A 22,848-nucleotide genomic window follows, 5' to 3' on the forward strand; every position below is an offset into this window, starting at 1 on the left:
ATGTTTACCCATAATTAAAGGCGCAATCAATGTGCGGGAACGAAAACTTGGGCAGTGTTTCTTCCAGTCATTCCGAGCCTCATGCGGGCATCACGGTCTTGACAAATGCGCATCTGGCGACCCTTGCCGAGGGCGCGAATGGGCTTGGCGTCATGGAGAATGGCGCGATCGCGGCCAAGGATGGGCGGATCGTATTCGTCGGCGCTGAGGTCGATCTACCGGCGGATTTGAAGGATGCTGCCTCGATCATCGATTGCGAGGGGCGCTGGATCACGCCGGGTCTGATCGATTGCCATACGCATATCGTCTTCGGCGGCGATCGTGCGATGGAATTCGAGATGCGGCTCGAAGGCGCGACCTATGAAGAGGTGGCGCGCGCCGGCGGCGGCATCGTTTCCTCCGTCAAGGCAACCAATGCGCTTTCCGTTGAAGGTTTGGTCGAGGCGGCGCTGCCGCGCGTGGATACTCTGCTTGCCGAAGCTGTCTCGACGCTTGAGATCAAGTCCGGTTACGGGCTTTCGATCGAAGGTGAGCTCAACATGCTGCGCGCCGCGCGCGCGCTGGAAAAGGTTCGCCCCGTTCGCGTCGTAACCTCCTATCTCGCAGCCCACGCGACGCCGGTCGAATACAGGGGTCGCAACGGCGATTACATCACCGATATCGTGCTGCCGGGCATGGACAAGGCGCATGCCGAAGGTCTGATCGATGCCGTCGACGGATTTTGCGAAGGCATCGCCTTTTCGGTCGAGGAGATGGCTCGTGTCTTCGATCACGCCAAGGCGTTCGGCATTCCGGTAAAGCTGCACGCCGAACAGTTGTCGAACCTTGGCGGGGCAAAAATGGCGGCGTCCTATGGCGCGCTGTCTGCCGATCATCTGGAATATCTCGATGCCGAGGGTGCTGCCGCGATGGCCGAGGCGGGCACGGTGGCCGTAATCCTGCCCGGTGCTTTTTACGCCATCAATGAAACCCAAAAGCCGCCAATCCAGGCGCTGCGCGATGCTGGTGTGAAGATAGCAATCGCCACCGACTGCAATCCCGGCACCTCTCCGCTGACCTCACTGCTTCTGACGATGAACATGTCGGCAACGCTCTTTCGCCTGACGGTGGATGAGTGCATTGCCGGCGTCACGCGCGAGGCGGCCCGGGCTCTCGGACTTCTGCGCCAAACCGGTACGCTGGAAGTCGGCAAGTCCGCCGATCTCGCGATCTGGAATATCCAGCGCCCTGCGGAGCTTGTTTATCGCATCGGCTTCAATCCGCTCTATTCCCGCATCTTCAAAGGCCAGACCATCAAGGGCCAGCAGGTATCCGCATGACGATCACGCTTCATCCGGGCAGCGTCCCGCTTGCCGATCTCGCAAACATCTATTGGGACAATGAACCGGCCGTTCTCGACCGCTCCTTCGATGCGGGCATAGAGAAGGGCGCTCGTCGCATCGCCGAGATCGCCGCCGGCAACGCGCCCGTCTATGGCATCAATACCGGCTTCGGCAAGCTCGCCTCGATCAAGATCGACAGTGCCGATCTTGCCACGCTGCAGCGCAATCTCATCCTGTCGCATTGCTGCGGTATCGGCGCTGCCTTGCCGGAAAACGTCGTGCGGTTGATCATGGCGCTGAAGCTGATCTCGCTTGGTCGCGGCGCTTCGGGCGTCCGGCTGGATCTGGTGCGGTTGATCGAGGGCATGCTGGCAAAGGGCGTCATCCCGGTCATCCCTGAAAAGGGCTCGGTCGGCGCTTCCGGCGACCTTGCACCGCTTGCCCATATGGCAGCCTCGATGATGGGCGAGGGTGAGGCCTTTTTCGCCGGCGAGCGGATGGCTTCCGCCGATGCGCTTGCAAAGGCAGGCCTGACGCCGGTCGTGCTCGCTGCCAAGGAAGGACTGGCCCTCATCAACGGTACCCAGACCTCGACCGCGCTGGCGCTTGCCGGTCTGTTCCGCGCCCATCGCGCCGCACAGACTGCACTGGTTACTGGCGCATTGTCCACCGATGCGGCAATGGGGTCTTCCGCCCCTTTCCATCCGGACATCCATACTTTGCGTGGTCACAAGGGGCAGATCGATGCCGGTGCCGCGCTGCGCCAGCTTCTGACCGGTTCCGAAATCCGCGAAAGCCATATCGAGGGTGACGAACGTGTGCAGGATCCCTATTGCATCCGCTGCCAGCCGCAGGTGGATGGCGCCTGCCTCGACCTGTTGCGACAGGTCGCCCGCACGCTGGAAATCGAAGCCAATGCGGTGACCGACAATCCGCTGGTTCTCTCCGATAGCGAAGTCGTTTCGGGCGGCAATTTCCACGCCGAACCGGTCGCCTTCGCCGCCGACCAGACGGCGCTCGCCATCTGCGAAATCGGCGCGATTGCCCAGCGCCGTGTAGCGCTTCTGGTCGATCCCGCCCTCTCTTATGGCCTGCCGGCGTTTCTCTCGCAAAAACCGGGCCTGAATTCCGGCCTGATGATCGCCGAAGTCACGTCTGCCGCGCTGATGAGCGAAAACAAGCAGATGTCGCATCCGGCCTCGGTGGATTCGACGCCGACTTCGGCCAACCAGGAAGATCATGTTTCCATGGCATGCCACGGTGCCCGCCGCCTGCTGGCGATGACGGAAAACCTGTTCGGCATTCTCGGCATCGAGGCCCTTGCTGCGGTTCAGGGCGTCGAGCTGCGCGGTCCGCTGAAGACCAGCCCGGAGTTGGAAAAGGCCGTGGCGGTGCTGCGCGCTGCCATTCCGTCGCTCGAAGACGATCGCTACATGGCGCCGGATCTTGCTGCCGCGAGTGTCCTCGTTTCATCCGGTGCACTCGCCTCCGCTATTTCTCCCGGCATCCTGCCGGTGCTCGACATCTGATTGCAGAAGAACAACGGGAACAGAAGTCATGACCAATCCGCGCCACAATATCCGCGACGTCCGCTCCCCGCGGGGATCTGAACTCAATGCCAAGAGCTGGACGACGGAAGCGCCGCTTCGCATGCTGATGAACAATCTCGACCCGGACGTGGCCGAGAACCCGCATGAGCTGGTCGTCTATGGCGGTATCGGCCGCGCGGCCCGCACCTGGGACGATTTCGACAAGATCGCCGCAACGCTGAAGACGCTGACCGAAGAAGAAACCCTGCTTGTGCAATCCGGCAAGCCGGTCGGCGTGTTCCGCACCCACAAGGATGCGCCGCGTGTGCTGATCGCCAATTCCAACCTCGTGCCGCATTGGGCGACCTGGGACCATTTCAACGAGCTGGATAAGAAGGGTCTCGCCATGTACGGCCAGATGACCGCCGGTTCGTGGATCTATATCGGCACGCAGGGCATCGTTCAGGGTACGTATGAAACCTTCGTCGAGGCCGGTCGCCAGCACTATAACGGCAGCCTCAAGGGGAAGTGGATCCTGACCGGTGGCCTCGGTGGCATGGGCGGCGCCCAGCCGCTCGCAGCCGTCATGGCCGGCGCCTGCTGCCTTGCGGTGGAATGCGACGAGACCCGCATCGATTTTCGCCTGCGCACTCGATATGTCGATGCCAAGGCGAAGACGCTGGACGAAGCATTGGCCTTAATCGCCGAGTGGACGGCCAAGGGCGAAGCCAAATCGGTCGGCCTGCTCGGCAATGCCGCCGAAATCTTCCCGGAACTGGTCAAGCGCATGCAGGCCGGTGGCCCACGCCCCGATATCGTTACCGACCAGACCTCGGCGCATGATCCGCGCAACGGTTATCTGCCGATCGGCTGGACGGTCGAGGAGGCCAAGGCCAAGCGCGAAAGCGATCCGAAGTCGGTTGAAGTCGCCGCCCGCGCATCGATGAAGGCGCATGTCGAAGCCATGGTTGCCTTCTGGGATGCCGGTGTGCCGACGCTCGATTACGGCAACAATATCCGTCAGGTGGCCAAGGATGAGGGGCTGGAAAACGCCTTTGCCTTCCCCGGTTTTGTGCCAGCCTACATCCGTCCGCTCTTTTGCCGCGGCATCGGCCCGTTCCGCTGGGCCGCACTCTCCGGCGATCCGGAGGATATCTACAAGACCGATGCCAAGGTGAAGGAACTGCTGCCGGACAACAAGCACCTGCACAACTGGCTGGACATGGCGAAGGAACGTATTGCGTTTCAGGGACTTCCGGCACGAATTTGCTGGGTGGGTCTCGGTGATCGCCACAAGCTCGGCCTCGCCTTCAACGAAATGGTCCGCAATGGCGAGCTTTCCGCCCCGATCGTCATCGGCCGCGATCATCTCGACAGTGGCTCGGTCGCGTCGCCGAACCGTGAGACGGAAGCGATGAAGGATGGATCGGATGCCGTCTCCGACTGGCCACTGCTCAATGCGCTCCTGAATACCGCATCGGGCGCCACATGGGTGTCGCTGCATCACGGCGGCGGCGTCGGCATGGGCTATTCGCAGCATTCCGGCATGGTGATCTGCGCTGACGGGTCGGAAGATGCCGAGCGCCGTCTGGAGCGAGTGCTGTGGAATGACCCGGCGACCGGCGTCATGCGCCACGCGGATGCGGGATATGAGATCGCCGTTGAATGCGCGACCGAAAAGGGATTGCGTCTCCCTGGCATCCTCGGAAACTGAGCCGATGCGCATTCTTCGTGCAGGCGACCACGAGCGCATGCCGTGGAAGAACGGCAAGGGAGAGACGGTCGAGATCGCCGTCTTTCCTGAAAGCGCGAACGTCGACACATTCGACTGGCGCATCAGCATGGCGCCGGTCGTGTCCGATGGCCCGTTCTCCATCTTTCCGGGCATTGACCGGACGCTGAGCATCCTGACCGGGGATGGCATGATGCTTTCGGTCGAAGGCATGGCGTCGACGATACTTGGCCGTAAATCTATGCCGTTTTCGTTTGCGGGTGATGCCAAGACCGAAGCCGTGCTTCAGGAAGGGCCGATTACCGATCTGAATGTGATGACCCGGCGCGGGCGCTTTTCGCATCGTGTGACACGGGCAGAGCACGGCGGCGAGATCGGGTTCTCTGCTGAGGCGACACTCGTCATCCTCGTTGTGACGGGCAAGGCGCAGGTGTCACCGGTCGAGCTTGGCCCGCTCGACGCCGTGATCCTTGATAATCCGGCAGATAGCCGTGACTTGAGGCTTGAGACCCAAGAGCCCTGTTTCGTCATCGAGATCTTCGCGTCCGCGAGCCACTGACCTGTCAGGCTCGCAACCGCATAAGTCAGCCGTCAGTAGACGTCGCGGAGATACCGCTTGTCCTTCTTCAGGCCGGCCAGATAGTCCGCTGCCTTTTCCGCGGTCATGCCGCCATGTTCGGCGATGATCTCACCGAGCGCAGTGTCGACATCGCGGGCCATGCGGCTGGCATCGCCGCAGACGTAGAAGGAGGCACCGTCTTCCAGCCAGGAAAACAGCGCCTTGCCGTTTTCCTTCATCCGCGTCTGGACATAGATCTTGGCATCCTGATCGCGCGAGAAAGCGAGATCGAGGCGGGTCAGTAGGCCGTCGCGGCTCATCGTCGAAAGCTCGTCTTCATAGATGAAGTCGCTTTCGCGGCGTTGGTCACCGAAGAACAGCCAGTTGCGGCCCTTTGCCCCGCGGGCACGACGTTCCTGCAGGAAGGCGCGGAAGGGGGCAATTCCGGTGCCGGGACCGACCATGATCATCGGCGCATCGTCATTGCCGGGTACGCGAAAAGCCTTGTTCGGCGAGACGAAAATGCCTGCGGAGGCACCCTCAGTCACCCGATCCGCCATATAGGTCGAGCAGACACCGCCTCGATCGCGGTTGGCAGCGTGATAACGGACGCTTGCAACGGTGAGATGGACGCTACCTTCTGCCTCTTTCGGGCTGGACGAGATCGAATAGGCGCGATGTTGAAGCGGCTTCAAAAGAGCTGCAAACTCCAAGGCATTCAGGCTGCCTTGCGGAATGAGTGAGATCAGGTCGAGCGTGTCCTTGCTCCACAGAAACGCATCGAGCGCTTCCTTGTCGCCATTGCGGACGACATGGGTGAGTTCCTCGTGGCCGGCACGGCGTTCGACTTCGGCAATCAGGTCGCGCGACGGCGTCGAGATTTCATATTGGGTCGAGAGCCGCGCGCCGAGTGAGGCACCGCTGATTTCTGTTTCGGCCGCAGCGCCGAGCCTTGCGATCAGCAGATCGACCAGTGCCGGATCGTTGACCGGCATGACACCGAGCGCATCACCTGCTTCGTAAACGAGACCACTATCTGCCAGATCGAATTCGAAATGACGGATTTCCTTGGTCGAAGCTGCCCCGGAGAGGCGGCGATTGACCGCCATTGTCGAGACGTAAGGGTTCTTACGGCTCCAGCCGGTTTGTTCTCGTGATGGTGCCGTCGCGGTGGCTGCGCCGGCGACCGGCTTTTCGGCCGCAAGCGGCAGGGTTTCGCCAAACCATGCGGCAGCGGCATCCTCGAAATCGATATCGCAATCTAGACGGGTGGCGATACGCGTGGCGCCGAGCTGTTCGAGGCGTGTGTCGATCAACTTGCCCGCCTGGCAGAAGCCGTCATAGCCGGTATCGCCAAGAGCCAAGACGGCGAACTTCATGCCCTCGAGACGCGGCGCGGTATCGGCGGACAATGCCTCCCAGAAAAGCTGGGCATTGTCCGGCATCTCGCCCTCGCCATAGGTGGAGGTGACGATCACCACATGGCGCATTGCCGCGAGCGCTTCCATCTCGATATCGTCGAGGCCGCGCACCTCCGGCGCCATCCCGATGCCTTTGGCGGAAGCGGCGGCATCCATGGCCAGATTTTCGGAATTGCCGGTCTGGGTGCCGTAAAGGATATGGATCGGCTGCGCGGCACTAGAAGCCGGAGCGCTGGCGGTATTTTCACCAGCGATGAGGCGCGAATTGAGGCCGGCCATGAAACCGGACAGCCAGGCGCGCTGTTCGCCGTTGAAGGGAGCGTCCTCGGGGATATGCGGGATCATCATCGGCACGGTCTCAGGCTCTGGCTGTTGCAAGGCCACCGACGGCCTTGGCTGCAAAGAGCTCCTCGAAGCTCGGGATGCGTCCGATCCGGTCGCGGTTGCTTTCCGTCTGCTGGATGATCCAGCCATAGGTGCCGGGGCTGTCGATCGACAGCGTGTTGCGGCCGGCGAGCGCTTGGCGATAATCCGAAAGCCGCTTTTCGGAGACGAGAACCGCAAGGCCCTGGTCGTCGTAATCGGCAATCGCCTCGCGGGCATAACGCGACAGTTTCTGCATCAGCGCGAAATCCTCGGTCAGGATCAGGTTGCGCACCGCCTTTTCGACCGCCGGTTCGGACGGGCCGAGTGCGTTGGGAACCCGCGCCATCGCAAGCGACTGCGCCATGGAAAGCACCGTGTAGTTGTTGATGAGCGTGAACATCTCTTCGGTGTCCGTCTCACCATGGCCGGGAGCCTTGCCGTTCAATATCGGCTTGCGATCGCGATAGGCGAGCTTGAACTTGCGCACCTGATGGCCGGCAAGTGCGGTCGACAGTTCCTCGATCAGGTCCTTGCGGCTCTTCGCCTTCAGGATGGCATCGCTATCCTGATAGAGGAGCAGTGCGCGCGGCAGGCAATAGACGAAATTCGAGCGTTCGCTTTCGAAGTTTTCGAGCAGCCAGCGCGCCTTTTCCGATCCCGTCGCTTCCACATGCCATTGCAGCATCATGCGGATCGCGTCGGCGTGGAAGGCCACATAAGGGTCGGTCGGATCGGCGATCGAGCCGATCAGGATGGAATCGTGGCTCATCTTCTTCGGCAGGTCGCGATAGGGATCGTACTGATAGAAGAAGCCGCCGCTCATGCCGTTGCCGACGCCCTTGCCGAAGGAGCCGAGATTGAGGACGGCGCCGTTGGTCATGTATTCGCAGCAGAAATCGCCAACGCCTTCGACGACCGCGGTGGAGCCGGAATTGCGCACGGCAAACCGGTCGCCCGCCTGGCCTTCGACGAAGAGGCGGCCGCCGGTTGCACCGAACAGGGCGAAATTGCCGATCAGCACGTTGCCGCCTGCCTCGACCGAACCGCCGCCCGGCGAACGAACGGAGATCGTGCCGCCATTGGCGCTCTTAGCCACGCCGTCATTGCAGGTGCCGGTATGTGTCAGCATCATGCCGTCGTTGCAGAATGCGCCATAGGACTGGCCGGCGGAGCCGGATGTGGCGATCTTGACCGAACCCGCATCGAGGAAACGGCGACCGCGCTTGTCCTGCCGCACCGCCGGAAGATGACGTGTCTCGTCCTCGCTCAGTTCGTGGTTCAGCATCCGCTCGATATCGACCGCCAGCTGGCCGCCGACGCTCTTGTTGCGGTTGTTGAGATGCTGGTTGCCGCCAAGCTCGACCACCGGCAGGCCGCCGTCGATCAATGCCGAGCGCACCATGTCGATGAAGGCATCATCGACTGCGTAATCCTTTTCCATATAGACCGGATCGGTGATCTTCACCTCCTCGACCACCTGCAGCATCGCGCGGAGGTCAAGCTGCCCGACGCTGGACGGGTGATCGAGAAGGTGAAGAAGGTCGCTGCGTCCCCGCGCTTCGCGAAGAGACCGGAAGCCGAGGGACGCGAGGATTTCGCGGGTTTCATGGGCGATGTTCAGGAGATACTGCGCCAGCGCCCGTGGGTCGCCGTCAAACACTTCGGCATTGGTGGTGAGGCCCGCCGGGCACTTGATGTTGCAGTTCTTCGCCATGACGCATTTCAGCATCATCAGCGCCGTCGTACCGAATTCAAAACTGTCGCCGCCGAGTAGGGCGGACTTTACCACGTCGCTGGCGGTCTGGTGCGCGCCGGAGCAACGCAGCAGCACCTTCTGGCGCAACCCGTTGGCGCAGAGCGCCTGATGCACTTCGGCAATGCCGATTTCAGCGGCGCGGCCGGTGTATTTGAGGCTGGTGACGGCAGCCGCCCCGGTACCGCCGGTATTGCCGGCGACGTTGATGACATCGGCACCCGCCTTGGCGACGCCGACGGCGATCGTGCCGATACCTTCCGACGAGACGAGCTTGACGATGACGCGCACGCGCGCCGCCTTGCAGTCGTGGATGAGCTGCGCCAGATCCTCGATCGAATAGGTATCGTGATGCGGTGGCGGCGAGACCAGTTCGACGCCCGGCGTGCCGCCGCGCGCCGCAGCGATCTCGACCGTCACCTTGGCGGCAGGCAGCTGTCCGCCTTCGCCGGGCTTTGCGCCCTGGCCGATCTTGATTTCCAGCTCATCCAGCATCGGATCGGCGAGGTAACCTGCCCAGATGCCGAAACGGCCTGACGCGAACTGCTTGATGCGCGAGGCACGGATCGTGCCGTAACGGGAAATATGTTCGCCGCCTTCGCCGGAATTCGACATGCCGCCGACCATGTTGGTGCCGTGGGCGACGGCTTCGTGAGCGGTTGCCACCAGCGCACCATGGCTCATGGCGCCCGATGCGAGAAGCGGCGTGATTTCGCTCGCCGGCTGAACCTCATCGAGCGCAATGCCGGTGGGGGCGGTGCCGAGAAGCTTCAGGTAAGCGAGAGCCTGGCCGCTCGCGTGGACGGCAAGCGCACCGCCTTCCAGCCAATGGCCGAGGATATCTGCGCCGAAGCGGACGACGAGCGACTGGCCGAGCGCTGCAAGCCGGGCAAGATCGCCGCCCTGCGGACCGGTCAGGGTCAGGCGGAAGACATCGTCGGGTAAGGCCTCGCAGCACAGTCCACGCACGAGGAAGCTGTTGTTCCCCTTGCGGGAAAACCGCTTCATCTCCTTGCGGAAATCGTCCGGTGAGGTCGCGTAGGTGACATCTGCCGGGAAGGCCAGCACGTCGCGAAGAGCGGCGGGACGACGGGCGCGTTCTTCTGCCATCATCCGGGCGAAGGAACGGTAACCGGGCGTGATGGTGAAACGGTCGATCGCTTCGGAAGACAGGCGGTCGTAGCTCGTGTTGGTATAGGCCGCGTCGTCGATGCCGAAAGCGTCGTCGAGGCGGTTGAGGGTGAGCAGGCGCAGGAAGGGATCTTCCTCGCCATCCGGTTCGGCGAATGAGGGCATTTCCTCCGTCATATCGACGAAGCCACGCACGGCCGTGGTGCCGAAGGAATGACCGGCACCCTCTGCACGTTCCTTGAACAGGCCAAGCAACGGGATCTCATCCTCGCTCTTCACCGTCAATGCCTTGGCATGCCAGTCGGCGACCGCCTGGGCGATGACCTTGAAGTTGACGCCACCGACCGGCGTCTTGACGTTCGGGAAGTAGCGCTTGAGCACCGGATCGCTGGTATCGAGGAAATTCGGCTCGAAAAATTCGCCGGCGACATAGCTTTCGGCGGTGCAGAGACCGACCTTGCCCATGGTCTTCATCAGCGACTTTTCGGCCGCCTTGGCGAAGCGCTTGAAGGCCTTGTCGGCTTCCGCCCCGAACTTTTCCTCGGCGCGGAACTGCACGCCGAGCGGGTAAACAGCCGAAGCGCCGAAGCCGAGCGCCGCCGCGACATGGTGGGAGGACGAGATCTGGCCGCTTTCGACGACGAGTGAAACGCGCAGACGTGCGCCTTCCTCAATGAGCTTCTGGTTGATTGCCGAGACGACAAGGATCATCGGAAGCGCCGCGCGGTCGCGTGACACATGCCGGTCTGTGACGACGGCAATCCCGCCTTCCTCGCGGGCAAAGGCTGCAATCGCATCGCAAAGCGTGCCTATGCCGGCCTCAAGCGCCAGCGCATTGGCATCCGCATCGTCGAGGATCGGCGTGTAGAGCATCTCGAAGCAGCGGAAAGGTGTTTCCGTCTGCTCGCGCAGCTTCAGCATGTCGAGATGAGTGAGGATGGGCGAGGGGATGACGATCTGCCTTGCTGCCTTCGCGCCGATATTCGGCTTGGCGCCGAGCGCGATCCTGAGCGTCATGCCGTCGGCCTCGCGGATGCTGTCGAGCGGCGGGTTGGTCACCTGGGCAAAACGCTGCGAGAAATACTTCGCGACGCCGCCTTCCTGGTCGGACAGCGCGTTGATGGCGTTGCCATAGCCCATGGCGGAGATCTTTTCCGCGCCGGTCTGAAGCATCGGGTCCATCAGGAACTTGAAGCTTTCCTGATTGTGGGAATAGGCAACGTAACGCTGGTGGCGCTCAAGGTCGCCATTATAGCGAAGCGGCGAGCCCTGAGCTTCGGCGGGGATTTCCGGCAGGTCTGAAAGGCGCACGCGGGCTTCGACCAGCAGGTCGCGGTATGGCCTGCTGGCAGCCAGCATTTCCAGCGCTTCGACCGTGCCATAGCTGCGCTTTTCGACGTGATCGTAAATGAGCATGCCGCCGGCTTCGATGCGGCCGCGGTTGAGCACGGTTTCCGGCGGAAAGGCGATCTGACCGGCTTCCGACATGACGCAGAGATAGTCTTCCGTCTCGACAGTGCGTAGCGGGCGCAGGCCGAGGCGGTCGAGACGCGCGCCAATGACATCGCCATTGCCGAAGATCAGCGCTGCCGGCCCGTCGTTCTTCTCCTCGTAGAGCGAGAAATATTCGAGCATGGCGACGACTTCGGCCGATAGCGTCTTGTCGTTTTCCCATGCCGGCGGCATCATCGAGACAACGGCGGTTACCAGATCGAGGCCGTCTTCCAGAACGCGGGACTGCAGCGTCTGGTCGAGACGGCAGCTGTCCGACTGTCCCTTGGGACGGATGATCGCAGCATTCTTCGCAGCCGCAATCGCTGCCTCGGACAGGCGGTTCTTGCGGTCGGTGTTGAGTTCGCCGTTATGCGCCATCTGCCGGAACGGCTGGGCCATGGACGGATGCGGGTCCGTGTTGGTGGAAAACCGAGTGTGGAAATACATGGTGTGGATCATGTGGTCTGGATCCACCAGATCGCGGAAATAAGGAATGACCTCATCCGAATTGAGGCGGCCCTTCAGAACCTGGGTGCGGGCGCTGAGCGAAATCGGGTAAAGACCGCCAAGTTCGGCGCGCGTATAGGCTTCCGCCTCGATCGCAAGCAGCGCCTTGTGGATGCGGAAGTCGAATTCGGCCTGCGAAGCGGCCTCGCTGTGACAGCCAAAGACCCATTGGCGAATCGTCAGCTGATAACGGATGGCGGCAGGACGGATCGCATCATTGTCGACCGGCACGTCACGCTTTAGGAGAATTCCGAAACCCTGTTCCGCCAGCGCCGCCTCGACGAGGCGCTCTGCTTCTTCGTAGAATGCGGGATTAGCTGGCAGGAAAAAGTTGCCGACGCCGAAGCGGCGCCGCTGAAGATCTGGGCGTCCGGTCAGCTTTCGGAAAAAGCCCAGAGATAGGTCCACGGAGATACCAGCTCCGTCACCGACACCTTCTGCGGACATGCCGCCGCGATGGGGGACGGCGCAAAGAGCTTCGTGTCCCTTCAGCAATACGTCGTGGGTCTGAACGCCGCTCTTTCTCGTTATAAAGCCGACGCCGCAGCTGCTTTTTTCCTCTGCGGGATCATATAGACCGAAGCCCTTGTTTATCGCTTCCATGCTCAGACTCCCACAGGAAATAAGTCAACTGTGCTGACCTATATAATGTGATATAATGAGTCAAGTTTAATCGTTTTTGCATCGCACAACAACACTCCGGCGACCGGCCGAGATGGTGTGGGTCTACCTGAGAAGTCGCGGTATGGAAGCGGTTTACAGAACTTGCGACGAACAAGGATGGCTTCATCCTTGCTCGTCTCAAAGTGATACTGACGATCAGATCGCGCTGGCGGTCTTGTGCGCGATATAAAGCTCGCGCAGCTTCAGGGTCAGCGGGCCGGGCTTGCCGTCGCCCACCGGCTGGCCGTCGATCACGGTGACCGGCAGGACGAAACTTGTTGCCGATGTGATGAAGGCTTCGGCTGCTCCCTTCGCCTCTTCCGGCGAGAACGGGCGTTCCTCGTAAGGGATGCCGGCCTTGTCGGCGATGTCGAGGACGCTGGCTCGGGTAATGCCGTGCAGGATGGCATTCGACAGCGGCCGGGTGATCAGCTTGCCGCTCTTGTCGATGATATGGGCAGTCGCCGAACTTGCTTCGGTAACGTAGCCGTCTTCCACCAGCCAGGCGTCATCGGCGCCCTTTTCCATTGCCTGCATCTTGGCCATGGACGGATAGAGCAGTTGCACGGTCTTGATGTCGCGACGCTCCCAGCGCCAGTCGGGCAGCAGCGCCACGGACATGCCGGTTTTCACCTTGGGATTTTCGATCACCGATTTCGCCTGGGTGAAGAGAACCAGCGTCGGCTTCGGCTCTTTCGGGAAGGCGAAGTCGCGATCGGCGGCGCCCCGGGAAATCTGCAGGTAGATCAGGCCCTCCGTCAGATCGTTGCGACGGACGATCTCGCGATGGACTTCCAGCAGTTCCTCGGTCGAGATCGGTAATTCGATGCCCAGTTCGCTGATCGAGCGCTTCAGGCGGGCTGAATGACCGTCATATTCGAGAAGCTTGCCACCGATGACGCCGGTCACTTCGTAGATCGCATCGGCAAACAGAAAGCCGCGATCGAAAATGGAAACCTTGGCATCGGCTTCAGGCAGCCATTCGCCATTGAGATAGACGATACGGGACAAGACGGATTCTCCTTCAGGATGATGAGTGGCGGTCAGCGAATGCTGTGCAGCGCCGATAAGGCAAAATAGGGATCACAACACATCGCCGACGGCTCGTTTCAGTTCGGCGATGAAACCATGCAGCAGGCGCGAGCGTGGAACGCCCTTGCGGGTGATCATCACCGCCGGGATCTCGCAGGGCGGCTGGAAGGGAAGCTGTACCAGTCCTTCAGACGGCTGATAGGCGGCGCTATAGGGATCAACGATAGCGGCGCCAACCCCGGCACCGGCCAGAACCGCTGCCGTCGCGCAATAACGGACTTCGACACGCGGCTCATAGGTCATGCCGTCGCGCTCGAAGGCGTCGCGCAGCATCTGGCCCATGCGCGATTCGACCTCCAGGCCGATGAACCCATGTTCCGTGAGATCGTTGACCGTCACTTCCTGGCGTGCCGCGACCTCGTGCTCCTTCGGCACCAGTGCGACCATGTGAGTGCGCGCCAAAACCTCGACATTGACTGATGGATGGCGCTCAAGCGCGATGGCGAGGCCGATATCGGCAGCACCGCTCTGGACGGCATCGATGACGTGTTCGAGGCGACGTACGTCATAGGCGACCGAAACATCCGGCCGGTCCTTTAGAAAACGGGCGAGCGCCATCGGCGCGACCGTATTGCCGAGTGGCGGCGTCGACATGATCCGCAACCGGCCCGACGTGCCATGCCTGATCGAACGGGCGCGGGCGGAAAAGTTGCGCAGCATGCTGAAGACCGGGCGGACTTCCTCGAATAGAAGCAGGGCTTCCTCGGTCGGCTCCAGCCGCCGATGCAGGCGTTCGAACAGGGTCACGCCAAGCTGGTTTTCGAGCTGGCGGATGCCGTTCGACACGGCCGGCTGGGAGATGCCCAGCTGCTCGGCTGCCTCGACTGTCGTCTCACAACGCATCATCGCGCCGAAGATTTCGAGAAGGCGCAGCGAGATATCCGGCTTGTGCTCGATTTCGGTCATGGCTGTCAGGTCAAAACTGCGCCGAGGGCCATGGCAACGGCCGCCTGGGTCGGGTCGATGACGCGGATGCCGAGTTCTCCTTCCAGCCTGCGGCGGTGGCCGGACATGCCGGCGCAGCCGAGCACGACGGCACCGGCGGCCATCTGGCGCAGTTTCGTGCCGGCCTTGAGCAGTGCCGAATAGCTCTCCTCGCCATGGCCGCTTTCCGCGACGCTGATCGAACCTTCGAGCGCGACCTCACCGGCAAGCCTGCCATCGACACCGAGCCGACGAAGATTGCGCAGGTGGCGCGGGATCGAGCCTTCGGCGACAGCGATGACACCGAAGAGATCGGCAAGCGCCAGCGCACTCAACACACCGGCGTCCTGAATGCCATAGACGGGTTTGGTGGTGATCGACCGGGCGAGATCAAGGCCGGGCTGCGAATAGCAGGCCAGTACATAGGCGGACGCATCCGGCCGGCTTTCGATCAGGTCTGCCGTGCGAAGCGAAGCCTCGTCGACATGGCGCTGGGTGACGACGCCGGGCGGGCCTTCCTTAATGGTGACGCATTCGATAACCGGGCCGCCGGGAAACTGCATGCCGGCAACTGCTTCACGAAGGCCTTCGGTTACGCTTTCGGAACTGTTCGGATTGATGACGAGGATCGGGCCGATATTGCTCATGGTGCGATCTCCACGCCAAAATTCTGCACCGGATCGAGTTCCTTGGCGCGGTAGCCGGGCTTGCCCGTGAGATTGACCGGGTTGCGGGCGATAAAGCGGCCGCGGCCGCGCTCCGCCTTCAACTCGCCGTTCTCGACGATGACGTCGCCACGGTTCATCGTGAGGACCGGCCAGCCCTCAATCTCCATGCCCTCGAAGGGCGTGTAGTCCATGTTGTCATGCTGATCGGCAAGCGTTGCCGTGCGGCGGGCTTCCGGGTCCCAGATGACGATGTCGGCATCGTAACCAGGCGCGATTGTGCCCTTTTTCGCCACTCCGAATGTCTTGGCCGCGTTCGTGCTTGAAAGCGCAACGAACTGCTGCAGCGTGATCCGGCCCTTGGCGACGCCTTCGGAGAAGAGGTAGGGCAGGCGCATGGCAATGCCGGGCATGCCGTTGGCAATCCTGGGGTAGGGTGCATCGGTGCCATTGGCGAACTTGCCTGTGGCATCGAAGCGGTAAGGCGCGTGGTCGGAAGACACGCTTTCGAATGTGCCGGACTGCACATGCCGCCAGAGTGCGGCCTGGGTTGCCGTATCGCGCACCGGCGGCGAGCAGATGAATTTTGCACCTTCCATGCCCGGCCGGTCGAGGTCTTCGCGGGTCAGCGCCAGATATTGCGGGCAGGTTTCGGCAAACAGTTTCGTGCCGGCAAGCTTTTCCCGCTGGACGATGGCGGCACCGCCAGCGGTCGAGACATGGACGATGAAGAGCGCGGCGTCGACGAGTTTCGCCAGTGAGACGGCGCGGTTGATCGCTTCTTCTTCGGCCAGTTCCGGACGGCTGATGGCATGGTATTTCGGCGCGGTGAGGCCGGAAGCGGCCAGCCGCTTGTTCATCCATTTGACCATGTCGTTGTTTTCGGCATGGACCATGGTCAGCGCGCCATGCGTCTTCGCCACCGTCAGAATGTCGAGCATGCCGCCATCGCCGATGTTCATCAGGTCGTAAGTCATGAACACCTTGAAGGAGGTGATACCGCGAGCAAAGACGCCGGGCAGCTCTTCCAGCACAGCGGCGGACGGGTCGGAAATGATCAGATGGTAAGAATAGTCGAGCACCGATTGCGGCGCCGCGCGGCCGTCATAGGTGGAAATGACATCGGCAATCGACTGACCGCGATGCTGTGCTGCAAACGGAATGAAGGAGGAATTGCCACCGAAGGCGGCGGAGACAGAGCCCGAATAATAGTCGTCGGCGGACATCAGGCCGCTCGAACTTTCCTGGGCGATATGGGCGTGTGCTTCGATGCCGCCTGGAACCACCAGCTTGCCGCCCGCATCGATACGTCGAGCGCCGCCGGCGATCTTCTCGCCGATTGCGGCGACGCGACCGTCGATGATGCCGATATCGGCATCGAAAACATCGGATGCGGTGGCAATACGGCCGCCATGGATGACGGTATCGAACTCTGTCATTTCGCTATTCCCTATACTTCGACGATAACGCCGGTCTGGCTCGTGATGCGGCCATAGTGTTCGATACGACGATGGCGCTCGAAATCAAAGATCGTCTTCTTGCCGAAGTCGCATTTGGCAAAATCGCATTCGGCTATTATCAGCTCGTCTTCCTCAGTGACCGCCCTTGCCAGAATGAAGCCGTCCGGATCGACGATGATCGAGCCGCCCATCAGCGGATGGCCATCCTCGACACCTGCCTTGGCGATGCCGGCGACATAGGTGGCGTTCTGATAGGCGCCCGCCTGCAGCGAGAGTTCCGAGTGGAACAGGCGCTTTTCAAGGCCTTCGGCGCTCATCTGGGCATTCACCGAAGGCGTGTTGTAGCCGATCGTCACCAGTTCGACGCCCTGCAGGCCGAGGCAGCGGAACGTTTCCGGCCAGCGGCGATCGTTGCAGATCGCCATGCCCATGATGACGCCCTCGTTGCGCCATACGTTGAAGCCCAGGTCGCCGGGTTCGAAATAGCGCTTTTCGAGATGCTGGAAGGCGCGTTCGCTATCGTATTCGGAATGGCCCGGAAGATGGATCTTGCGGTACTTGCCAACAATATTGGCCTGCCGGTCCGTGATGATCGATGTGTTGTAGTAATGGCCGTCCGGCGTCTTTTCGGCGTAACCGAAGGTGATCGCGATATTGAGTTCGCGGGCGCGGTCGAACAGCGGCTGGGTAGCCGCATTCGGCATTTCCGTTTCGAACCAGAAATCGATCTCGGCCTGATTTTCCATATACCAGCGGGGGAAGAAGGTGGTCAGCGCCAGTTCCGGGTAGACGACCAGATCGGCACCCTTTCCGGCTGCCTCATCGAGCAGGGCGATCATGCGCTTGACCACGCTTTCGCGGCTGTCGGCTTTCTGGATGGCGCCGAGCTGGGCGCCTGCGATCTTCATGACGGTCATGATGTTTTTCCTTTCGAAGCGATCAGGCGGCCAGGCGCCGCTGGAAATGGCTGACGAGGCGCACCAGCGGCCACAGCAGCACGAGATAAAAGAGAGCGGCCAGCACCAGTGGTGAGGCATTGTAGGTAACCGAGCGGGCCATGCCGGCATTGTAGAGAAGCTCGGACAGCGAGATGACGGAGGCGAGCGAGGTGAGCTTCACCACCTCCACCGTGTTCGACAAAAGGTCCGGCAGGATGTTGCGCACTGCCTGTGGCAGGACGACATGGATCAGCGTCTGCGCGGGGCTGAGGCCTGTCGATTGTGCCGCTTCCCACTGGCCCTTCGCGACGGAGATGAGGCCAGCGCGATAGACTTCCGCATAGTAGGAGGAATTGTTAAGCAGGAAGGCAATGACGACGGCGGCAAAGGGCGAAATGTTGATGCCGGCAAAGGGCAGGCCGGCATAGATGAAGATCAACAGAACCAGCGGCGGCAGCGCCCGGAAGAGATCGGTATAGGCAATCGAGATCCAGCGCAGCCAGCGGCGCTCGCTCATATTGCCGAGTGCGACGAACAGGCCGCCGATAAGCCCGAGCAGGATGACGGCGCTGCAGAGCTGCAATGTCATCCACAGGCCCTTGAAGAGCAGCGGCAGCGACTTGCGCATGATCTCGATATTGAAGAACTGATCGATAAAGATATCCATGTCGGCCTCCTACCGCTTCTTCCAGGCGGTGCGGCTTTCCAGCCAGCGGGCGACAACAACCATCGGCAGGAAAATCACCAGATAGGCGACGACCGACATGGTGAGCGGCGTGGCGCTGCCGGAAAAACTCTGCGCCGTCGTGGCGCTCGACAGGATTTCGGATACGCCGATGGCGGAGCCGAGCGCCGTCATCTTGGTGATCGCCAGAACACGGTTGACGAGCGGCGGAATGGCGAGCCGCACGGCCTGGGGCAGGGCGACATAGGCGAGCGTGCGGGTGAAACCGAGACCCGTGGCAATACCGGCTTCCCACTGACCCTTTTCGACCGACGAGAAACCGGCCCAGAAAATTTCCTCGGCGAAGGCCGCAAGCGTCGCGGCCAGCACGATGAACAGCACCATCGGCCCGGAGAGCTGGATACCGATCGAGGGAAAGCCGAAATAGAGGATGAGGATGACGACGAGCGGCGGCAGCGCGCGAAAGATGTCGGCATAACAGATGATGAAGAAATTCAACGCCCTGATGCGATAGCTGCGCAGGCAGGCGAGCGCCAGACCGCCTGCAATGCCGGCGACGATGACGGCTGCAGCGATCTGGAGCGTCACCCAGACGCCGGCAATGATATCCGGCGTATATTGCGCCATCACCACAGGGTTGAAGAAGGTTTGCAGAAACCGGTCCATGGCGGTTACCCGGAAACGCGCGAAAGGAAGGCGCGAGTGCGCTCGGCTTTCGGCGCGCCGAAAATCTCCTCCGGAGTGCCCTGCTCGACGACGACACCGCCATCCATGAAGACGACACGATCGGCAGTCTCGCGGGCAAAGCCCATTTCGTGGCTGACGACGACCATCGTCATGCCCTTGGATTTGAGGTCTTTCATCACCTTCAGCACAGAGCCGACCAGTTCGGGATCGAGCGCCGACGTCGGTTCGTCGAACAGCATGACTTTCGGATCGAGCGCCAGCGAGCGGGCAATCGCGACGCGCTGCTGCTGGCCGCCGGAGAGTTCGCCGGGATAGGCATCCGCCTTGTGGGCCATGCCGACCTGTTCGAGCATGTCGATCGCGCGCGCATCGGCTTCCGCCTTCGTACGCTTGAGCGCCTTGCGCTGGGCAAGCGTGACATTCCTCAACACGGTCATATGCGGATAGAGGTGAAAGCCCTGGAAGACCATGCCGATCTGCAGCCGCATGCTGTCGAGATCGCGGCGGGTGCCGGCCATGATGTTGCGGCCATCGACAATGATGTCGCCGGATGTCGGCTCTTCAAGACGATTGCAGCAGCGCAGCATCGTGCTTTTGCCGGAACCGGACGGTCCGATGACGAAGACGAGTTCGCCCTCTGCAACCTTGAGATCGATCTTCTTCAGAATGGTGTTGGTACCGAAGCGCTTTTCCAGCGAGACGATTTCCAGCATGGGGCGATTGGCCATTCAGGCTACTCCGTGCAGGCTCGGTGCAAGGCGGGCTGGCTGATCTGATCTCGGCCGCAAGAAAGCCCGCGTGGATACGACCTGTAGCGGCCGGTCGCATCTTGATCTGTAAAAGAGTGCGAACAGGCGAGTGGGAGGCCCCGCCCGTCCACGATGCAAGGATTACTTCAGGTTCTCACAGGATGCCTTGTGGTCATCGTCCTTGTAACCTTCGAAGCCCGGCACGCCGAAACCCTTGGTCGGAGTAACGATTGTCGTTCCGGAAACCGGCGTGACGCCGAACCATTTTTCGGAAAGCTTGGCCATGGAGCCGTCCAGCTTCAGGCATTCGATTGCGCGGTCCACCAGATCGCGGTTTTCCTCATCGCCCTTGCGGAAGGAAAGCGCCCAGACGAGGCCGGTCTGATATTCGAAGGACAGTTTCAGGCGTGGGTTCTGCTTCACCGACCATGCGGCAACGGTGTTGCCCGCAAGATTGGCATCCGCACGGCCTGCCATTACGGCTGCGACTGCATCCGTATTGGTGCCATAGCTTTCGACCTTCCAGCCGAATTCCTTTTCCTTCTCGCGCAGGAAGCTGTCATAGGCAGAGCCCTTGTTGACGGCGATCGTCTTGCCCTTGAAGTCTTCGAGCGTCTTGTATTCCGGGGCATTGGCCGGGACGACGAAGCCGAAATTGGTGTCCATGAAGCCTTCGGTGAAGAGAAGGTTCGCGGCACGCTCCTTGTTTACCGTCACCGGTGCGACGAGAAAGTCGTAGGTGCCGGCCTGGAGTGCAGGGATGAGACCGGAAAACTGGGCGCCGGTCAGATCGACCTTCTTGCCGAGGCGTTCACCGATCAGGTTGGCCATATCGACATTGAAGCCCTCGATCTTGCCGTCGAGGGTAGGCATGGCGTGCGGCGCAAAGGTCGCGTCGATCGCGGTCTTGATCGGGTCGCCAAGCGCGAAGGCTGAACTGCAGGCAAAAAGTGTCGATAAGCCGACAATGCCGGCCTTTATAAACGGTTTCATCGATGTTCTCCTACTGGTGGTCCAGGCCTTTAGCGACCCTTGTTACCTCCATAGTTCCATCGAAAATTCCGCACTGCAATATAATTATTTATTATAATCGAATTAGAATTATACGAATTTCAAATATGATGATCATGCTTCTGCGGAAGGCGCTGCGTATGACAGAGGCCGGTTCGGAGCTTGTCTTGAGCGTCGTTTACGTTAGATGGGAGCCACAACTGAGGGAGGAATGATATGGACGACACGATCGAGATCGGCAATCGCGGTGACTTCGGTCTTTGGGCGATAGAGGTCGCAAAGCAGCTTGTCGCCGACCAAGGCTTCGAACTTGCACGCGCGGCGCGCGACGGAAACGACGATGATGTTCGCGCAGCCGGCAATGCGCTAGGCCAAGCGATCACCAATGCGCTGATGGAGGTCTATGACGGCCTGACGGAAGGCGTCGAAGAAGAGTAACCTAAGGAACACTCATCTTTCGTCAGATAAGCAAAGAATGTAAGGCAGGCGCTTGCTGCCTCACGTTGCGGTAACCGGTCGTTTCACCTCACCCACTGCATGCCGTCGATCTGGATGTCCTGGCCGGTTATGAAATTCGGTTCGGCAGTTGCCAGAAACGTCACCACGCTTGCAACATCCTGCGGGGTTCCCACACGTCCGAGCGATATGCCGGCGGCCAGGCTGGCCTCCCGCGCGTCGATCATCGCGTTCGATCGTTCGGTTTTGATCACGCCGGGGCAGACGGCATTGACGACGATTTCCGGCGCAAGCTCCTTGGCCAGTGCTTTCGTCATGCCGATGATGCCCGCCTTGGCAGCGGTGTAGGAAAACTTGCTGACGGCGCTGGTGACGCCGCCGGTATGGGCGTTCATCGACGACATGTTGATGATCCGCCCACCGCCATTGCGACGCATGATCGGAACTGTCGGCTGGATATAGTTGAATGCGCCCTTGAGATTGATGGCGATCGTATCGTCGAATTCCTGCTCGGAAATTTCCTCGATCCCCTTCGACATCGAACGACCGGCATTGTTGAACAGGACGTCGATGCGCCCCCAGTGCCTATCGACCTCGGTCACGATTTCGGCCGCACGCGCGTGATCGCTGACATCCGCGATGAACGTCAAGGCTTCCTGGCCGAGCTCACGGATTTCCGCAGCCGTGCTGACGAGATCACCCTTGATCAGGTCGACAATCACGATATCGAAGCCGTGGCGGGCGAGATCGAGCGCGCAGCCACGGCCGATGCCGCGACCGCCGCCGGTGACGATCGCAACCTTCCTCTGTCCGTCAGACACCGGCATCCTCCTTCACGAAACGGGCGATATCCGCATGAGTGGCGAACCAGACATCCTCATGACCCTGGATATGCCGGATCAGTTCTTCAAGAATGAAGATGCGTGAGCGATAACCCGAGACATGCGGATGCATGGTGAGCAGAAACAGCCCGCCTTCCTGGTAGGCGCGGTCGAATTCGCGCTTGAAGATGTCGAGAACGGCGGTCGGTGGCGTGTAGGGCCTGAGCGCTGTGAAACGGTTCATGTTGAAATAGACCGCGTCGTCACGGATCCATTCGACCGGCAACTCGACCATGCCCGTCGCTTCGCCCTCTTCGACGAGCTCATAAGGGTCATCGTCGGCCATCAGCGAGGAATCGTAGATCAGCCCGAGTTCGCGCTCGATCTCAAGCGTCACTGAGGAAAAATCCCAGGACGGCGTGCGCATGCCGACGGGGCGGATGCCCGTGATTTTCTCCAGCGTATCGGCGGCGCGGAAATGCAGTTCGCGTTCCTTATCAGCCGGCACCTTGGTGTTCACCTCATGGATCCAGCCATGCAGGCCGATCTCGTGGCCTTCGGCAATCACGCGCCGTTGCTCGTCTGGATAGAGCAGGGCGGTGACGGCCGGCACGAAGAAGGTCGCCGGAATCGAGGCAGCGGAGAGCGTTTCGAGAATACGCGGCACGCCCTTGCGATTGCCATACTGGCCTTGCGACATGCGGCCGATGGAGTCGCCGCCGTCGCGTAACTCATTGGTCTCGTGGTCGCTATCGAAAGAAAGTGCCACGGCGCAACGCGCGCCGTCCTTCCAGGCCTTCGGCTTCAGCGACCGGCCCGCGCGAACCTTCTCGACCTTGCCGCGCCAGGTCCCTTCTTCCCATTCCCATGGTTCCATGTGAGT

Annotated in this window: 18 protein-coding genes; 5 read left to right on the forward strand and 13 right to left on the reverse strand. The window is 61.1% G+C overall.

Features of this window, described 5'->3' with window-relative positions:
• The first annotated feature begins 29 nt into the window (after window positions 1-29).
• The 4 genes from hutI to JZX87_RS17960 are packed head-to-tail and all read left to right on the forward strand — an operon-like array spanning window position 30 to window position 5,142.
• Window positions 30-1,319 (forward strand): imidazolonepropionase, encoded by a 1,290-nt coding sequence (gene hutI / locus JZX87_RS17945; RefSeq protein WP_206827131.1) that lies wholly within the window; start codon window positions 30-32, stop codon window positions 1,317-1,319.
• A complete protein-coding gene (gene hutH, locus JZX87_RS17950; protein ID WP_206827133.1) occupies window positions 1,316-2,851 on the forward strand; it encodes a histidine ammonia-lyase in 1,536 nt (511 codons plus the stop codon). The genes hutI and hutH overlap by 4 nt, the downstream gene beginning before the upstream one ends.
• Before the next feature lie 28 nt (window positions 2,852-2,879).
• Complete coding sequence (gene hutU / locus JZX87_RS17955; RefSeq protein WP_206827135.1) at window positions 2,880-4,565, forward strand: urocanate hydratase; 1,686 nt, start codon at window positions 2,880-2,882, stop codon at window positions 4,563-4,565.
• Between the two features lie 4 nt (window positions 4,566-4,569).
• Entirely contained in the window at window positions 4,570-5,142 is a 573-nt protein-coding gene (locus JZX87_RS17960; RefSeq protein ID WP_206827136.1) for a HutD/Ves family protein, read from the forward strand.
• A gap of 32 nt (window positions 5,143-5,174) precedes the next feature.
• On the opposite strand, the gene JZX87_RS17965 is transcribed toward JZX87_RS17960, so the two are convergent.
• From JZX87_RS17965 to JZX87_RS18015, 11 genes are all read right to left on the reverse strand, one after another.
• A complete protein-coding gene (locus JZX87_RS17965) occupies window positions 5,175-6,911 on the reverse strand; it encodes a sulfite reductase subunit alpha (RefSeq protein ID WP_206827138.1) in 1,737 nt (578 codons plus the stop codon).
• A 10-nt stretch (window positions 6,912-6,921) separates the two neighbouring features.
• Window positions 6,922-12,417 carry a glutamate synthase-related protein gene (locus tag JZX87_RS17970; RefSeq protein ID WP_206827141.1) on the reverse strand — a complete coding sequence of 1,832 codons (5,496 nt, stop codon included), beginning with the start codon at window positions 12,415-12,417 and terminating at the stop codon, window positions 6,922-6,924.
• A 216-nt stretch (window positions 12,418-12,633) separates the two neighbouring features.
• Window positions 12,634-13,488 carry a D-amino-acid transaminase gene (locus JZX87_RS17975; RefSeq protein ID WP_206827143.1) on the reverse strand — a complete coding sequence of 285 codons (855 nt, stop codon included), beginning with the start codon at window positions 13,486-13,488 and terminating at the stop codon, window positions 12,634-12,636.
• A gap of 72 nt (window positions 13,489-13,560) precedes the next feature.
• A complete protein-coding gene (locus JZX87_RS17980; protein ID WP_148144473.1) occupies window positions 13,561-14,475 on the reverse strand; it encodes a LysR family transcriptional regulator in 915 nt (304 codons plus the stop codon).
• A gap of 5 nt (window positions 14,476-14,480) precedes the next feature.
• The gene (locus JZX87_RS17985) at window positions 14,481-15,140 is read right to left on the reverse strand and encodes an aspartate/glutamate racemase family protein (protein ID WP_148144474.1); all 660 of its coding nucleotides are present in this window, start codon (window positions 15,138-15,140) and stop codon (window positions 14,481-14,483) included.
• Entirely contained in the window at window positions 15,137-16,597 is a 1,461-nt protein-coding gene (gene hydA, locus JZX87_RS17990; RefSeq protein ID WP_148144475.1) for a dihydropyrimidinase, read from the reverse strand. Before hydA ends, JZX87_RS17985 begins: the two co-directional genes overlap by 4 nt.
• An 11-nt stretch (window positions 16,598-16,608) precedes the next feature.
• Window positions 16,609-17,535, reverse strand: a complete 927-nt coding sequence (locus JZX87_RS17995; protein WP_206827145.1) for an N-carbamoyl-D-amino-acid hydrolase — start codon at window positions 17,533-17,535, stop codon at window positions 16,609-16,611.
• A 22-nt stretch (window positions 17,536-17,557) separates the two neighbouring features.
• On the reverse strand, window positions 17,558-18,223 hold the full coding sequence (locus JZX87_RS18000; RefSeq protein ID WP_148144477.1) for an amino acid ABC transporter permease: 666 nt from the start codon (window positions 18,221-18,223) through the stop codon (window positions 17,558-17,560).
• A 9-nt stretch (window positions 18,224-18,232) separates the two neighbouring features.
• Window positions 18,233-18,907 carry an amino acid ABC transporter permease gene (locus JZX87_RS18005; RefSeq protein ID WP_148144478.1) on the reverse strand — a complete coding sequence of 225 codons (675 nt, stop codon included), beginning with the start codon at window positions 18,905-18,907 and terminating at the stop codon, window positions 18,233-18,235.
• Window positions 18,908-18,912: 5 nt separating this feature from the next.
• On the reverse strand, window positions 18,913-19,656 hold the full coding sequence (locus tag JZX87_RS18010) for an amino acid ABC transporter ATP-binding protein (RefSeq protein WP_148144479.1): 744 nt from the start codon (window positions 19,654-19,656) through the stop codon (window positions 18,913-18,915).
• 162 nt (window positions 19,657-19,818) lie between these two features.
• A complete protein-coding gene (locus JZX87_RS18015) occupies window positions 19,819-20,670 on the reverse strand; it encodes a transporter substrate-binding domain-containing protein (protein WP_206827147.1) in 852 nt (283 codons plus the stop codon).
• A 234-nt stretch (window positions 20,671-20,904) separates the two neighbouring features.
• Between JZX87_RS18015 and JZX87_RS18020 the strand changes: the two genes are divergently transcribed.
• Complete coding sequence (locus tag JZX87_RS18020; RefSeq protein WP_183825449.1) at window positions 20,905-21,126, forward strand: hypothetical protein; 222 nt, start codon at window positions 20,905-20,907, stop codon at window positions 21,124-21,126.
• Window positions 21,127-21,209: 83 nt separating this feature from the next.
• Here JZX87_RS18020 and JZX87_RS18025 read toward each other — a convergent pair whose 3' ends face one another.
• Together JZX87_RS18025 and JZX87_RS18030 are read right to left on the reverse strand one after the other, a co-directional pair.
• Window positions 21,210-21,965 carry an SDR family NAD(P)-dependent oxidoreductase gene (locus JZX87_RS18025; protein ID WP_353654210.1) on the reverse strand — a complete coding sequence of 252 codons (756 nt, stop codon included), beginning with the start codon at window positions 21,963-21,965 and terminating at the stop codon, window positions 21,210-21,212.
• Entirely contained in the window at window positions 21,958-22,842 is an 885-nt protein-coding gene (locus JZX87_RS18030) for a polysaccharide deacetylase family protein (RefSeq protein WP_148144483.1), read from the reverse strand. Before JZX87_RS18030 ends, JZX87_RS18025 begins: the two co-directional genes overlap by 8 nt.
• Between the last annotated feature and the right edge of the window lie 6 nt (window positions 22,843-22,848).

Origin of the sequence: Agrobacterium sp. Ap1 (genome assembly GCF_017313375.1) — a bacterium.
GTDB lineage: Bacteria > Pseudomonadota > Alphaproteobacteria > Rhizobiales > Rhizobiaceae > Neorhizobium > Neorhizobium cellulosilyticum.